The organism is Chryseobacterium sp. 3008163 (assembly GCF_003669035.1).
Taxonomy (GTDB): Bacteria; Bacteroidota; Bacteroidia; order Flavobacteriales; family Weeksellaceae; genus Chryseobacterium.
This window is the reverse complement of the sequence record NZ_CP033070.1, coordinates 2,948,445-2,963,320: the sequence shown is the minus strand read 5'-3', so window position 1 is coordinate 2,963,320 and position 14,876 is coordinate 2,948,445. Positions and strand designations below refer to the sequence as shown.

Sequence of the window (14,876 nt, the reverse complement as noted above, 5' to 3'; positions counted from 1 at the left end):
CCGACCTAATATTTCATTAAAATATTTTAAAATTATATTTGCACTTAATAAAAATATACATATATTTGCAACCTGAAAATTAATAGATAATTACGACTAAAATATATAGTAATGAGTAAAAGAACGTTCCAGCCATCAGAAAGAAAGAAAAGAAACAAGCACGGTTTCAGAGAAAGAATGTCTACGCCAAACGGAAGAAGAGTTTTGGCAGCGAGAAGAGCTAAAGGCAGAAAAAGCCTTACAGTTAGTTCTGCAAGAGCTAAGAGATAATTCTTAACTTACAATATACAGATTATGCTTGAAAATAAGTTTTTTCAAGCATTTTTTGTTGTTAAATTTTCCTAAATTTTAGGTTTATAAAGCTTCTTTTTTCTATTTTTAAAATCTGAAAAAACTTTTTGGAAAAAGCCTCTAAAAATCGAATTTATGCCACATACAAATATATCCGGAAACAACATTATCAATCTGCAGCACGCAAAAATTACACAGAAAAATTTCACCGTGCTTACTGATGTTAATTTAAACATCAAGAAAGGCAGATTCTGCTATCTTATTGGGAAAACCGGTTCCGGAAAAAGCTCACTTCTGAAAACTTTATACGGACACATTCCTTTGGTTGCAGGAGTCGGCGAAGTGGTAGGTTTTGATTTGGCTAAATTAAAAGCTTCTGAAGTTCCCAATTTGAGAAGAAAATTAGGAATCGTTTTCCAGGATTTCCAACTGCTTTCTGACAGAACTGTTGAGAAAAATCTGAAATTCGTTTTGGAAGCTACAGGATGGAAAGACAAAGCAAAAATGGACGAACGCATCAACGAAGTGCTTTCCAGCGTGAATATGAAAGGAAAGAAGCACAAAATGCCGCATGAACTTTCCGGAGGTGAGCAGCAACGTATCGCCATCGCAAGAGCTTTATTGAATCATCCTGATTTGATTTTAGCAGATGAGCCGACCGGAAATCTGGATCCCGAAACATCAAATGAAATTATGACTTTACTAAAACAAGTTGCCGCTGAAAACGGAGCTGCAGTTGTAATGGCAACGCATGATTATCACATGATCCAAAACTTTCCTGGAGAAGCAATCAGATGTGAAGATGGTAAAGTTTCTGTGCTTGATACAGCGGAATTATTTGAATAAATTATTCTTTAAAAACATGAAACTCTTTGGTGAGTTCAAGATATTGGTCCGAGTATTTTCTCGGACTTTTTTCTATGATAAAATCAGATTCTTCCAGACCTTTCTCAATTTGAGAAAATTCCAACACCAATCTTTTTATTTTTGAATTTTCTATTCCGTAAACGTTGATTTTTCGGTTTAAAAACAATTGATTTTCTTCCGCAATTCCGATAAAATAAACACCAGCTTCAAAAGGAATAATTACAGAAAGAATTCCTTTTTCTGAAAGTAATTTGGATGATTTTGAAATCAATTGCTGGAAATTTAATTCAACGGTTTGCCTTGCGAGAATATCTTTACCAGAAGAATTCTCTTCAAAATAAGGTGGATTTGAAACAATTAAATCATACTTTTCATCAATTTCATTTTTTTTAAAATCGTGAAGAATATTTTTTAATCTTAAATGAAATGGCGAGTTTTGAAAATTAAGTTCCGTGAGATTTACAGCTTCTTCATTGATGTCAATGCCTAAAAAATTTGCATTTAAATTTCTTTGAGCCAGCATTAAAGAAATCAAACCCGTGCCCGTCCCAATCTCCAGAACATTTTCAGCAGAATCAACATTTACCAAAGCGCCCAACAAAACTCCGTCAGTTCCCACACGGAAAACATCAGTTGACTGCTGAATTTCGAATTGTTTAAATTTAAACGGTTTCACTAAAGATTTGTAGGTAATGTAATAATGAATGTAGAACCTTTTCCCTCCTCAGACTTTACAGTAATCTGACCCTTGTAGTCTTCCACCATTTTTCTGACCATTGATAAACCTAGACCCATTCCGCTATTTTTTGAGGTGAAATTAGGTTCAAAAATTCTTTCGTACATATTTTCAGCAATTCCAATTCCGTTATCCTGAATTGAAATCATAACTTTTCTTTGATGCTGCTCAATATCTACATTCACGAGAAGATTGCGATCATCACTTTGCGCCTGTTTTGCATTTGTTACAAGATTGGTAATGATTCTGGAAAGATAAATTCTGTCCATACTGATCATGATATTGCTTTTATTGGAATGAACGAATATCTGATCATCGTTGAAAACCCTTAGAATATCATCAATTTCTGTATTCAGATTGATGACTTCATTATTTTTTTCGGGAAGTTTAGCAAATTCAGAGAATGCAGACGCGACGGTAGCAATTAAATCTATCTGATCAACCATCGTTTTGCTTAATTTTTTAACCTTTTCACTTACATCAGGATCATTGGGATCAAATTTTCTTTCAAAATTCTGAATGGTCAGTTTCATCGGTGTCAAAGGGTTTTTCACCTCGTGTGCAACCTGTTTTGCCATTTCGCGCCAAGCTTCTTCTGACGCTTTGAAACGAAGCCTTTCTTTTTGATCCTGAATCTGAAGAATCATTCGGTTATACGCTCTTGCCAAGGCATTCAGCTCGTCATTTTTATAATATTTAATAGGACGCATTTCGTTTTCAAAAAGCGTAATTCGGGTGATCATATCCGAAAATTTGGTGATATTTTTCGCAAGATTTGTAGAAGTCACCCAGCTCAGCCAAATACTGAAAGCAATCAGTAAAATATCAACAATTAAAATATAAATAACGTATTTATGAAGAACATCAAGATAAGCAGATTCATTGTGGTACAAAGGAATATAGATAATCCCAATTGGCTCCCACATATTGTTTTTTAAGAGCAAATAAGATGACGTAAAAACAGCATCTTTTGACTCATCTACTTCCCTAAAATCATGTCTTGCTTCTGTTGACAACAGTTTATTAACGATTTCGATAGGAATCTTCTTTTTATCAACTAAGTTTTCGTCCCTACTAGAAAGTAAGTAATTCCCTTTTAAGTCATAAATAATAATATCGTGTTGATTGATGTCTGCAATTTCAAAAATTTTATTCTTTAAAACCACAGGAAGATCTTCTGTACGCACCGTCGACTGACTGACTGCGTAATCCAAATACCTCATCACCGCATTGGTCTTCTCCTGCATATCAATTTTACTTTGTTGCAGAGAATTATTTCTCAAAACAAAGTAAGGCACCAATGAAGAAGCAGCAACACTCAAAAGACATACGAGTAGGAAACCAAAAAAAACCCGGTTTCTTAAACTATATCCTTTATATTTATTAAACGACATTCCGCTTGTTAATTAATTTAGCAATGTATTTACCAACGATATCAAATTCAAGATTGACTTTATCACCGATTTTCACATTTTTCATATTGGTAAACTCCCAAGTGTAAGGAATAATAGCTACCGAAAACTTAAAATCTCCGCTTTTGGCAACAGTAAGACTGATTCCATTCACAGTGATTGAACCTTGCGGAACTGTTACGAAACCTCCTTCTGAACTATACTGTACAGTAACAAAATAGCTGCCATCTTTGTTCTCAATATCAATTATTTCACCGGTTTGATCTACATGCCCCTGAACAATGTGCCCATCAAGTCTTCCATTCATCATCATGCAGCGCTCAAGATTCACCACACTTCCTACTTCCCACTTTCCTAAATTGGTTTTTTCTAAAGTTTCATTGATTGCAGTAACAACGTATTGGCTCTCGGTAATCTCAACCACCGTAAGACAACAGCCGTTGTGAGCAAGACTCTGATCAATCTTTAATTCATGAGTAAACGGACAACTTAAAGTAAAATTAATGTTGCTGCCATTTTCTTCAATTTTTTCAATAACTCCTACCGCTTCAATAATTCCTGTGAACATATTATTTTTTGCTAAATTTGTAAAATTATAATCTTCAAAGATAATCAAAATGAGCCCAAAAAACCATAAAGTACGAGTAGGAATTTCAATTGGTGACTTCAACGGCATCGGCCCGGAAATCATCATGAAATCTCTGAAAGACAAAACCATTACCGACTTTTTTACCCCAATTATTTTCGGCTCAGGAAAATTATTCACTTACCAGAAGAATATTTTTAAGCTTAATTTAAATTTCAACTACATTACAGAAACTTCACAGGCTCAAAACGGAAAGCTGAATATGCTTAATTTGGTGAAAGATAATTCTAATGTAGAATTGGGCAAACCATCAGAAGAATCTACCAAAATGGCGATTGATTCTTTAGAAGCCGCAACCGATGCTTTGATGAAAGGTGAAATTGATGTCTTGGTTACCGCGCCCATCAACAAAGATGAAATGATGAAAATGGGTTTTAAACACGCAGGTCATACCGGTTATTTTGAAGAAAAATTCAACAAAAAAGGATTGATGTTTTTGGTAACAGACGGTTTGAAAGTTGCCGTTTCTACGCATCACATACCGATTTCTCAGGTTGCTGAAAACATTTCAAAGGAAAAAATCAAGAAACAGATTAAGGCTTTAAACCAAACTTTGATTGAAGATTTTTCTATTTCTAAACCAAAAATTGCGGTTTTAGGTTTAAATCCACACTCAGGAGATGGTGGTGTCATCGGAAATGAAGAGATTGAAATTATCTCACCCGCCATCAAAGAACTTTCAGATCAGGGAATTTTGGCTTTCGGACCTTTTCCGGCTGACAGTTTCTTCCAGCCAAGCAAATACCAAAGTTTTGATGCTGTTTTAGCGATGTATCATGATCAGGGTTTAGCTCCTTTTAAAACTTTAGCTTACGAAGAAGGCGTAAATTACACCGCGGGACTTCCTTTCATCAGAACTTCACCCGATCACGGCGTTGCGTATGATATTGCAGGGAAAAATATTGCCGATGAACAGAGCTTTATGGAAGCGATTTTCATGGCGATTAAGATTTTTAAAAATAGAAGCGATTATAAAGAAATGATGGTCAACAGACTTCAGCCAAGAAGAATGCCTTCAGACAACGGAATTGATGAAGATCTTCCTGTAGAAAGCGAAATGTAAAACGTTAACTCAATTAAAATTAATTTTGTTACCTATTTTATTTGTAATATTAAAATAAATGCATATTTTTGCACACTCATTTTATGGACAAGTTAAGAAACTACGATATAAGCTTTTCCGGACTGAAAATCGGTAAGCACGAGTTCAGGTTTGAGATAGATAAAGAGTTCTTTCAATTATTCGACACTGAACAGGAATTTACAAATCCTGAAATACATGTAGAAGTATTTTTAAATAAACACACTACATTTTTAGAATTTGAAGTAAAAGTAGATGGAAAGGTAGAATTGGTTTGTGATATCACAAATGATAGTTTTGACCACGACATTGAAAACCAAATCGGTATTTTAGTAAAATTCGGGGAAGAGTATGACGACAGCGAAGAAGATGTAGTTACCATTCTCGCTAATGATCACGCTTTCAACGTAGCACATTTAATTTATGAAAATGTAGCACTATCAATACCTATGAAGAAAGTATCACCGAATATAAGTGATGAAGATTTGGCAATTCTTGATAAATTCAGTCCGAAAGAAATTGAGGAAAAAGAAGAGGAAGTTGACCCTAGATGGGAAGCTTTGAAGAAATTAAAAGATAAAAATTAAAAATAATAATAATATGATGAGATGATGAAAGATCTCATCGCTCATCAAATTAAAAAAGTTATTACAAAATGGCACATCCAAAGAGAAGACAGTCGTCTACAAGAAGAGATAAGAGAAGAACTCATTACAAAGCAGTAGTTCCTCAATTGGCAAAAGATGCAACTACAGGAGAAATGCATTTATACCACAGAGCACACTGGCATGAAGGAAAATTATACTACAGAGGAAAAGTAGTATTGGAAAAAACAGTAGAAACTACTACAGAAGAAAACTAAGAGCTTTTTACTTTAAAAAGCCCTATTTAATACAAAAACCACTCATTTTTAATAAAAATGAGTGGTTTTTTGTTGCTTTTTGTGTTTTTTTGGTATCTTTGACGACAAATCAAATATCAATTTTATGGACATTAAAGACATACAAAATCTTATCAAGTTTGTATCTAAAGCTGAAGTTTCAGAAGTAAAATACAAGACTAAAGATTTCGAAATTACTATTAAAACACCACTTGGAGGAAATGAAGTAAGCTATGTTGCGCAACCGCAAATGTATCAGCAGGCTCCTCAGCAAGCAGCTCCAGGACATGCACCAGCTGCAGTCTCTGCATCTCCGGAAAAAACTGAAGCAGCTTCTGAAGATAGTAAATATGTAACTATTAAATCTCCAATGATCGGAACTTTCTACAGAAAACCATCTCCGGATAAAGATGTTTTCATCAACGTAGGTGATGAGGTATCAAACGGAAAAGTAGTTTGTGTAATCGAAGCAATGAAGTTATTCAACCAAATCGAGTCTGAAGTAAGCGGTAAAATCGTTAAAATTTTAGTTGACGACGCTACTCCTGTAGAATATGACCAACCATTATTCTTAGTAGATCCATCTTAAGTAGAAGTTAGATGTTAGACATTAGATGTTAGATTAAATTCTACATTAAAATAACATTATCTAATTTTCAAATTATCTAATTTTCAAATTGAAAAAGATGTTCAAAAAAATATTAATTGCCAATCGTGGCGAAATTGCAATGCGTATTTTACGTACTTGTAAAGAAATGGGAATCAAAACTGTTGCGGTATACTCTACTGCCGACAAAGACAGTCTTCACGTAAGATTTGCTGACGAGGCTGTTTGTATTGGCCCTGCAATGAGTAAAGATTCCTACCTTAAAATCCCTAACATTATTGCTGCTGCTGAGATTACCAATGCAGACGCCATTCACCCGGGATACGGTTTCTTATCTGAAAATGCTAATTTCTCAAGAATCTGTCAGAAAAACGGTATCAAATTTATTGGTGCAAGCCCTGAGCAAATCGAAAGAATGGGAGACAAAGCGAATGCTAAAGCAACCATGAAAGCGGCTAACGTACCTTGCGTACCAGGTTCTGAAGGTTTAATTGAATCTTACGAGCACGCCGTAAAAACAGCTGAAGAAACAGGCTATCCTGTGATGATCAAAGCTACCGCAGGTGGTGGTGGTAAAGGAATGAGAGCCGTATGGAAAGCCGAAGACCTTAAAGAACACTGGGAATCTGCCATTCAGGAAGCTGTTGCAGCCTTCGGAAACGGAGGAATGTACATGGAAAAACTGATTGAAGAGCCAAGACATATCGAGATTCAGGTTGCAGGTGACCAATTTGGCAAAGCTTGCCACCTTTCTGAAAGAGACTGTTCTGTACAAAGAAGAAATCAGAAATTAACTGAAGAAACTCCTTCTCCATTCATGACTGACGAGCTTCGTGAGAAAATGGGGGAAGCAGCAGTGAAAGCAGCAGAATTCATCGGTTATGAAGGTGTAGGTACCATCGAGTTCCTTGTTGACAAGCACAGAAATTTCTATTTCATGGAAATGAATACAAGAATTCAGGTAGAGCACCCAATTACTGAGCAGGTTATTGATTATGATTTGATCAGAGAACAAATTCTTTTGGCAGCGGGAACTCCTATTTCAGGAATCAACCACTATCCGAAATTACACTCCATCGAGTGCAGAATCAATGCAGAAGATCCTTACGCTGATTTCAGACCTTCACCGGGAAAAATTACAGGATTAAACATCCCTGGAGGACACGGAATCAGAGTGGACACTCACGTTTATTCAGGTTACACCATTCCGTCTAACTACGATTCTATGATTGCAAAACTAATCACGACAGCACAAACCCGTGAAGAAGCGATTGCAAAAATGAAACGTGCTTTGGAAGAATTCTATATTGAAGGCGTGAAAACAACCATTCCTTTCCACAGACAGTTGATGGAAGACGAAGCTTATCTTTCCGGAAACTACACGACAAAATTCATGGAGAGTTTTGTAATGGATAAGAAATATGATAATCATTAAGATTATTTGATATAAATTTAAACCGTCTCAATTTTGAGGCGGTTTTTTTATTTTATATTTAAATTCAATATTCCAAAAGATATAAAAACTACATCTCATAATGACTTTGGCTAATATTTTCTGATAGATTATTTCATATCATCAAAACATACTTGAATACATCCAATACTCAGCATCATTATTCTGTTGAGCCATCTGGTTTATTATCCTTAATTTTGTACAAAATCAAATATATGTCAACAACAGAACAAACAAAAAATTCACAATACTTCATCGAGCTCGAAGAAAAACATGGCGCACACAACTACCATCCGCTTCCTGTGGTTTTAGATAAAGGAGAAGGTGTATTTGTTTGGGACGTTGAAGGCAAAAAATATTATGATTTCCTTTCAGCTTATTCAGCTGTTAATCAAGGACATTCTCATCCAAAAATTGTGGAAGCTTTAGTTAATCAGGCTAAAAAATTAGCTTTAACGTCAAGAGCATTTTACAATTCAAGTTTGGGAGAATACGAGAAAAAAATCACTACCCTATTCGATTTTGACAAAGTTTTACCAATGAATTCCGGAGCTGAAGCGGTGGAAACTGCAGTGAAATTAGCCAGAAAATGGAGCTATGAAGTAAAAGGAATTGCTGAAAATGCAGCAAAAATTGTAGTTTGTGAAAATAATTTCCACGGAAGAACAACTACAATCGTTTCTTTCTCAAATGATCCTGATGCAAATAAAAACTACGGTCCTTTCACACCGGGATTCGTAAAAATTCCGTACAATGACCTTGCAGCTTTAGAAGAAGTTCTGAAAAATGATGCATCAAATATTGCAGCATTTTTAGTGGAGCCAATTCAAGGGGAAGCTGGAGTTTACGTTCCGGACGAAAACTTCTTGAAAGATGCTTCTGAACTATGTAAAAAGCACAACGTTCTTTTCATTGCAGATGAAGTTCAAACCGGAATTGCAAGAACTGGTCGCTTAATTGCCTGTCATCACGAAAATGTACAACCCGATATTTTAATTTTAGGAAAAGCCCTTTCGGGAGGAATGTATCCTGTTTCTGCAGTTTTGGCGAATGACGAAATCATGAATGTTATCAAACCGGGACAGCACGGTTCAACTTTCGGAGGAAACCCAATTGCTTGTGCAGTTGCCATTGCCGCTTTAGATGTTGTAGAAGACGAAAAACTTTCAGAAAGAGCGGAAGAGCTGGGTCAATTATTCAGATCTGAAATTGAAAAAGTGATTGAGAAATCTGATTTGATTACCAAAGTAAGAGGAAAAGGTTTGTTAAATGCAATTTTAATCAACGATACACCGGAAAGTTCAACTGCCTGGAATCTTTGTTTAAAATTAAAAGAAAACGGATTATTAGCAAAGCCAACCCACGGAAACATTATCAGATTGGCTCCGCCATTGGTCATTACAGAAGAACAATTGTTGGATTGTGTGAAGATTATTGAAAAAACAGTTTTAGAATATTAAGAATTTTCACTTAGAATTTTCTTATAAAAATCAAGATAATTATTGGACATAACAGTATAACTATATTGTTTTGTCCAATTTTTTATTTCCAGACTTATTTGTTCTTTATTTTGATGATAAAAATTCATTTTCTCATTGAAAAGATGAGCCATCGAATGAGCATCAAAATTATCAAAGTAAAATGCGGCTTCTCCTCCTATCTCGGGTAGACTTGTATATTTTGAAAGGAAAACAGGCTTACCAAATGCCATTGCCTCAATTGGCGGAATCCCGAAACCTTCTGCAATAGATGGATGACACATTGCCTCGCAGTTTTGTATAAGAGCATATTTTTCTTCCTCAGAAATATTTTTAAGAAAGTGAACTCTATTAGATAATTTTAAATCTTTAATTCTTTTTCTTACAACATCAGCATAAGGTAGTTTTTCATCTGAAGCAATTAAAACCAAATCTTCTTCAATGTAAGGAAGCATTTCGATAAGGCTTAATTGATTTTTTTTATCAAATAAAACACCAATATTCAGAATATATTTTTTTGTTTGAAAATCCTGATATTTTCCTAAATCATATTTTTTATCTTCCGGAAGCTGAATACCATTGTGAATAACCACAACATCCTTAAGCTTAGTGAAGTTAAAAAGATTTTTGTTTTTAAGTAAATCTTGTTTGGCGTATTCGGAAATGCAAACTACATAATCGGCATTTTTTAAGTTGCTTCTCACCTTACCCAGCATTTTTCTCCTTTTAGAATCGCTTAGATTTTCATGCAGGAAATTCAGGTCATGCAGAGTAACTATTTTAAGCGAATCCTTATAGTTCCTATGAAAATAAGACGACAGCTGATGACTTACATGAATCAAATCAAATTGCCCACTGAAACGTTCAAAAAACTTATGAGTCTTATTCCAGAAGATAGATTTTAAACAAGGTTCGTAAGCACTTAGTTGCTCTCGGTTGCCAAAATAAGATATTTCAAATTCTGTATTATTTTTCTGTAAACCTTTAGTAAGATTTTTGAAAACATTTGCGATTCCGGAATTGGGATACCTAAGACGCTCAAGGTCAATTAAAATCTTTGCCATATCTGTATAACGGAAAATAATTATGAAAATTTGTTTTTAAAGAAAGAAATTTCTTTTTCTATACTGTGATTATTCTTGATAAACTCATGTGCTTTGTGTCTCTGCTCATCGTAAAATTCATCATTTGAAATTAGAAGATTTATGTATTCAGCAAATTTTTCGGCATCTTCTGTAACCAAACATCCATTATTATTTTTTTGCGAAAGACCATCTACACCTCTTGTATTGGTAACAACAGGCAGATTATTCGACAGTGATTCTAAAACTTTTATTTTGACACCGGTACCGCTTAACATAGGACAAATTGTAATTCTTGCATGATCATAGAATTCGTTTAAATCATTTACCATGCCATAGATTTTCACGTTAGGATATTCTTTTTTAATTTCTTTCCCTATTTTTCCAATGATATGAATTTGAATATCCGGTTTTATAAATGATAAAACATGATCTAAAAACCAGTGAATACTCGTTGTATTATGAGGATTGTTACTCGCCACATACACTACATCATATTTGTAAGTAGGTTTCAGAGGCAGCAAATCTTTTTGCGGAAAAGGAATAGGAAGATATTTCACTTTTTTATTGGTAAACTGTCCGAAAATATATTCTTCTTCTACAGAATAGGTCCATATTTCGTCAAATTTTCTCAGTATATCCATTTCGCCCTGAAATATTTTTCCAATTTTTTTGATTTTCTTCCGATTTTGAGCTGTTATAAAATCATGCGTATCTACGATGAAATTTGTTTTGATTTTCACATTATCAATTACTTTCCCCCATGTTGCATAACTAACAATGATGTGGTCAAATTGATCTTTGTTTGCAATCTCTGCAAATTCTTTTCTCAAAATCCAGCTTGTCATATCCACCGGGTTTTGTTTAAAAAATAGGGAAGTTTATATAGAAAGAAATATTTAAAAAAACTTTTTTTATACTTTTTATCTAAAAGAATCAGCTTAATATGTGGATATTTCTGAGCAAAAAGATCTTTTTCAGAATCTTCCCACAGCCCCCAGTCTTTTAAAGAAACAAAAGTAATATCTGTATTCTCGAATGTATTAAAATAAGAAAGCAACTGATTAAGTCTTGTCGTATTTCCTGCGTTTCCAGACATTGGGTTATCTGGCATAAAATACAATACTTTCTTTTTCATGAAATTTATTTTAATTTTCTTTACTTTTAGGTCTACAAATATGGATATTTGCAGCGATATATGAAAGATTTAGCAATTATAATTTTAAACTATAATTCTTATAGTGACGTAACAAGACAGATTATCGAATTCAGTAATGATGCCAAAATTAAGGATGGATTAATCATTTTGGATAATAATTCTGATGACGGTAATGCTTTATCTGAATTTTGTGATGAAAAAGATGTATTTTTCCATCAAATGGGCAGCAATTTGGGATATGCTCACGCTAATAATTGGGGTCTCAAAAAAGCAATAAGTTTAGGGAAAACAACATTTTTATTGCTTAATCCTGACATTCATATTAAAACTAAAGACATAGATGATTTATACAAAACCTTAGAAGACAATCCTGATTTAGGTGTTGTCGGTCCAAGATTATTGTATGCTGAAGAACCTTCAAAAATTTTCTCAGATGGAGGACTTCTGTTTCCTAAAAAAGGTTTTGAGGGAAATCACGTTCACTTTAATAAAAATATTGATGAAGTTAAAATTGAAGGACTCAATTATAACATTGATTACGTGAACGGAAGCAGCATGATGTTTAAAAAAGAGGTTTTGGATGAGTTGGGCTTTATGATAGAAGAATTATTTATGTATTATGAAGAGTCTGAATGGTGCTACAGAATAAAAAATAAATCTAAATGGAAAATAGCCATTGACACTGACGTAGTAGCCTATCAATCTGACAGCTCAAGAGGCAAAGTTTATGAATATTATATGACGAGAAACAGAATATGGCTGACTAAAAAATATTCCGGGAACTTATTTTTTGTTCTTAGGGAAAGAATGATTTTTGCAAGAAAAAAACTATTTTCATCAAAAGGAAAATTTAAAGATAACTTATCTTTTTCACGTAATGTCGTAAAAGGTATTTTTGATGGCTTAACAAACAAATTAACCAAATTATGAGTGAATTGGTTTCAATCATTATTCCATATCACAACGGGCAGGACTATATTGAAGAATGCCTTGTAAGCGTATATAATCAATCGTATAAAAATATAGAAGCTATTGTTGTGAATGATGGTTCACCACATACTTTTTTAGAAGAGCTCCAGAAAGACAAATACCCATCGCTTAAACTTTATTTACAGCAAAATCAAGGGCCTTCTGTTGCCAGAAACAGAGGTGTAGAATTGGCATCCGGAAAATATATTCTGTTTTTAGATTGTGATGATACGATAGAGCCAACTTTTGTAGAAAAAACATTCAATGTTTTAAAAAACCAACCAGAAGTAAGATTGTGCTACACAAAAGGAAATTATTTTGAAGAAAAAACCGGAGAATGGTATCTGCCTGAATTTAATTTAAATAATTTTCTGCTTTGTAATTGCATCCCGATTTCCACTCTATTTTATAAAGAAGATTTTATAAAGTCCGGAGGTTTTGATGAACGCCTCAAGTTTTTTGAAGATTGGGATTTGTGGATGTCTATTATTGAAAAAGGAAATAAAGTTGCCCGAATAGAGGAATTTCTTTTTAATTACAGAATCAGAAACCAAAAAAATTCATTGACCAATACATGGGCAAACAATCATTTTGTAGTTGCCGATTACAAATTTATTATCTATCAAAAGCATTATGCTTTGTATGAGAAAAACGGATTAGACTTTAATTCTCTCACCAATATCGTCAGTGAAAGAAATAAGTACAAGAGAAAATACTATAATGTTTGGTATAAAAAATTGATCTATAAATTTTTTAAGAAAAAAAATATCAGGAAATTTATGACTCATTATAAATTCACCCATAAAAAAAACATAATTCACATTCGAATTATGTTTTTTTATTTTGAAAAATCCTGATTAGATTTTTGTTATTCTAAAAAGTGTAAAATGCAATTTTACTCTCTGTCATATATATCTTCAATTCTTACAATGTCATCTTCACCAAAATAAGTTCCTGTCTGTACTTCAATGAACACGACAGGTTGATCAGAAAGGTTCATCATTCTATGTTTAGAGCCCAATGGAATGAAAATGCTTTCGCCGTAACCCAATTTTATTTCTTTTTCATCTAAAACTACCGTTGCATCACCTTCAATGACCGTCCATTGTTCTTGTCTTTTATGATGATATTGATAAGATAGTTTTTGGCCGGGATTCACTTCAATTCTCTTTAATTTATAGTGTGGCTCGTCTGCCAAAACGTAATATTTACCCCAAGGTCTTTCCCCTATTTCCAACATAGCATGATTTTTTTAGCGAATGTAATTAAAATACTTTTGTAAAACCAAAATCGAAATTAAATTTTCCACATTTTTGTTGTTAAACTGAGCTCTGTATTCTTTCGCATTGTTTATAATGTCTTTGGCTTCAGATTCATGATCAATATAATATTGCAGCTTTTCTTCGAGATTTTTATAATCTTCATTGATTCCTATAAAATGCTCGTCCGGTTTCAAAGTGCCTTCCATATACCAGGTTTCCATCTTTAATGGTGGGGATACAGCGATAGAATTTGAAGACATGATCCATTTCAAATTTGTGGCGACATCATTACCCTCAAGACTCAGGATAAATTTATTTTTAAGATGATCTGCAATACTGATTTTTGGTTTTATCCAATCAGGATTACCTCCGTTTTTATTTACCTGCCCAAGATCACATAATGTACTGTTGTAGTAATTTTCATAAAATTTAATTCTGTGCTCTTGGAAAACTGCTGCCCTGCCAATCATTTTATCTTTTTTCTGAGAATAGTTTAAAGAATCATTTACAGAAACAAAATGTCTGGCTTTATCTAAATTCAATAAGATATTATTTTCGTTATTTCCGTTAATGGGACGGCTTTTTGTAATCATCGGAAGATTCAAAATGGTATTGACATCACCAAATGCAAAATCAATCAGATGATTTTCAGGAAAATATCTTGCATATTCATAGGTATCAAAATAATATGCTTTGGGAGTTTTGGGCTTAAGCAAATCTTTAATATATGTACCTTGATGAGCAACTTCTGTCTGGGAACATATTTTATTATAATAATCTACTCTTCTTTCAACATTATTCACTTCTTCTTTAGAAAGTACACTGTACAGTTTACTGACTTTCTTTTCTAATGACTTTACGGGAAGTAGCCCCCTTGTAAACCCCTGAATATAAAAGGATAATTTATTTTTTTTAGTAACCCTTGTCATGATATATAATATGAATCAAAAATA

Annotated in this window: 18 protein-coding genes; 10 read left to right on the top strand and 8 right to left on the bottom strand. The window is 33.6% G+C overall.

Annotation, left to right across the window (positions count from 1 at the left end):
- The first annotated feature begins 111 nt into the window (after positions 1-111).
- Positions 112-270, top strand: a complete 159-nt coding sequence (gene rpmH, locus EAG08_RS13500; protein ID WP_034679005.1) for a 50S ribosomal protein L34 — start codon at positions 112-114, stop codon at positions 268-270.
- 156 nt (positions 271-426) lie between these two features.
- Positions 427-1,137 (top strand): cell division ATP-binding protein FtsE, encoded by a 711-nt coding sequence (locus EAG08_RS13495; RefSeq protein WP_129535894.1) that lies wholly within the window; start codon positions 427-429, stop codon positions 1,135-1,137.
- A gap of 1 nt (position 1,138) precedes the next feature.
- Here the strand turns inward: EAG08_RS13495 and EAG08_RS13490 are convergent, their stop codons facing one another.
- Genes EAG08_RS13490 through EAG08_RS13480 form a run of 3 tightly spaced genes read right to left on the bottom strand, consistent with a single transcriptional unit; the run spans position 1,139 to position 3,874 of the window.
- Positions 1,139-1,834: a tRNA1(Val) (adenine(37)-N6)-methyltransferase gene (locus tag EAG08_RS13490; RefSeq protein ID WP_129535893.1), complete on the bottom strand. Its 696-nt coding sequence runs from the start codon at positions 1,832-1,834 to the stop codon at positions 1,139-1,141.
- Complete coding sequence (locus tag EAG08_RS13485; RefSeq protein ID WP_129535892.1) at positions 1,834-3,288, bottom strand: sensor histidine kinase; 1,455 nt, start codon at positions 3,286-3,288, stop codon at positions 1,834-1,836. Before EAG08_RS13485 ends, EAG08_RS13490 begins: the two co-directional genes overlap by 1 nt.
- Entirely contained in the window at positions 3,278-3,874 is a 597-nt protein-coding gene (locus EAG08_RS13480) for a riboflavin synthase (protein WP_129535891.1), read from the bottom strand. Before EAG08_RS13480 ends, EAG08_RS13485 begins: the two co-directional genes overlap by 11 nt.
- Positions 3,875-3,923: 49 nt before the next feature.
- On the opposite strand from EAG08_RS13480, the gene pdxA reads away from it, so the two are divergent.
- From pdxA to rocD, 6 genes are all read left to right on the top strand, one after another.
- On the top strand, positions 3,924-5,015 hold the full coding sequence (gene pdxA, locus EAG08_RS13475) for a 4-hydroxythreonine-4-phosphate dehydrogenase PdxA (RefSeq protein ID WP_129535890.1): 1,092 nt from the start codon (positions 3,924-3,926) through the stop codon (positions 5,013-5,015).
- Between the two features lie 83 nt (positions 5,016-5,098).
- Positions 5,099-5,620, top strand: coding sequence for a YceD family protein (locus EAG08_RS13470; protein WP_129535889.1), 522 nt, complete (start codon positions 5,099-5,101; stop codon positions 5,618-5,620).
- Positions 5,621-5,688: 68 nt separating this feature from the next.
- Positions 5,689-5,895 carry a 50S ribosomal protein L32 gene (rpmF, locus tag EAG08_RS13465; RefSeq protein ID WP_047445089.1) on the top strand — a complete coding sequence of 69 codons (207 nt, stop codon included), beginning with the start codon at positions 5,689-5,691 and terminating at the stop codon, positions 5,893-5,895.
- A gap of 124 nt (positions 5,896-6,019) precedes the next feature.
- A complete protein-coding gene (gene accB, locus EAG08_RS13460; protein WP_129535888.1) occupies positions 6,020-6,502 on the top strand; it encodes an acetyl-CoA carboxylase biotin carboxyl carrier protein in 483 nt (160 codons plus the stop codon).
- Between the two features lie 97 nt (positions 6,503-6,599).
- Positions 6,600-7,955 carry an acetyl-CoA carboxylase biotin carboxylase subunit gene (accC, locus tag EAG08_RS13455; RefSeq protein ID WP_129535887.1) on the top strand — a complete coding sequence of 452 codons (1,356 nt, stop codon included), beginning with the start codon at positions 6,600-6,602 and terminating at the stop codon, positions 7,953-7,955.
- 233 nt (positions 7,956-8,188) lie between these two features.
- Positions 8,189-9,433, top strand: coding sequence for an ornithine--oxo-acid transaminase (rocD, locus tag EAG08_RS13450; protein WP_129535886.1), 1,245 nt, complete (start codon positions 8,189-8,191; stop codon positions 9,431-9,433).
- Here the strand turns inward: rocD and EAG08_RS13445 are convergent.
- The 3 genes from EAG08_RS13445 to EAG08_RS22195 are packed head-to-tail and all read right to left on the bottom strand — an operon-like array spanning position 9,430 to position 11,671.
- Positions 9,430-10,515, bottom strand: coding sequence for a glycosyltransferase family 4 protein (locus EAG08_RS13445; RefSeq protein WP_129535885.1), 1,086 nt, complete (start codon positions 10,513-10,515; stop codon positions 9,430-9,432). The genes rocD and EAG08_RS13445 overlap by 4 nt on opposite strands.
- Positions 10,516-10,535: 20 nt before the next feature.
- Positions 10,536-11,381 carry a glycosyltransferase gene (locus EAG08_RS13440; protein ID WP_228446573.1) on the bottom strand — a complete coding sequence of 282 codons (846 nt, stop codon included), beginning with the start codon at positions 11,379-11,381 and terminating at the stop codon, positions 10,536-10,538.
- Complete coding sequence (locus tag EAG08_RS22195) at positions 11,378-11,671, bottom strand: hypothetical protein (protein ID WP_228446572.1); 294 nt, start codon at positions 11,669-11,671, stop codon at positions 11,378-11,380. Before EAG08_RS22195 ends, EAG08_RS13440 begins: the two co-directional genes overlap by 4 nt.
- 60 nt (positions 11,672-11,731) lie before the next feature.
- Between EAG08_RS22195 and EAG08_RS13435 the strand changes: the two genes are divergently transcribed.
- A complete protein-coding gene (locus EAG08_RS13435; protein ID WP_129535884.1) occupies positions 11,732-12,622 on the top strand; it encodes a glycosyltransferase in 891 nt (296 codons plus the stop codon).
- Entirely contained in the window at positions 12,619-13,518 is a 900-nt protein-coding gene (locus EAG08_RS13430) for a glycosyltransferase family 2 protein (RefSeq protein WP_129535883.1), read from the top strand. Before EAG08_RS13435 ends, EAG08_RS13430 begins: the two co-directional genes overlap by 4 nt.
- 38 nt (positions 13,519-13,556) lie before the next feature.
- Here the strand turns inward: EAG08_RS13430 and EAG08_RS13425 are convergent, their stop codons facing one another.
- Together EAG08_RS13425 and EAG08_RS13420 are read right to left on the bottom strand one after the other, a co-directional pair.
- Positions 13,557-13,898, bottom strand: coding sequence for a phosphomannose isomerase type II C-terminal cupin domain (locus EAG08_RS13425; RefSeq protein ID WP_185145195.1), 342 nt, complete (start codon positions 13,896-13,898; stop codon positions 13,557-13,559).
- A gap of 15 nt (positions 13,899-13,913) precedes the next feature.
- Positions 13,914-14,852 (bottom strand): glycosyl transferase family 90, encoded by a 939-nt coding sequence (locus EAG08_RS13420; RefSeq protein ID WP_129535881.1) that lies wholly within the window; start codon positions 14,850-14,852, stop codon positions 13,914-13,916.
- Positions 14,853-14,876 lie beyond the last annotated feature (24 nt).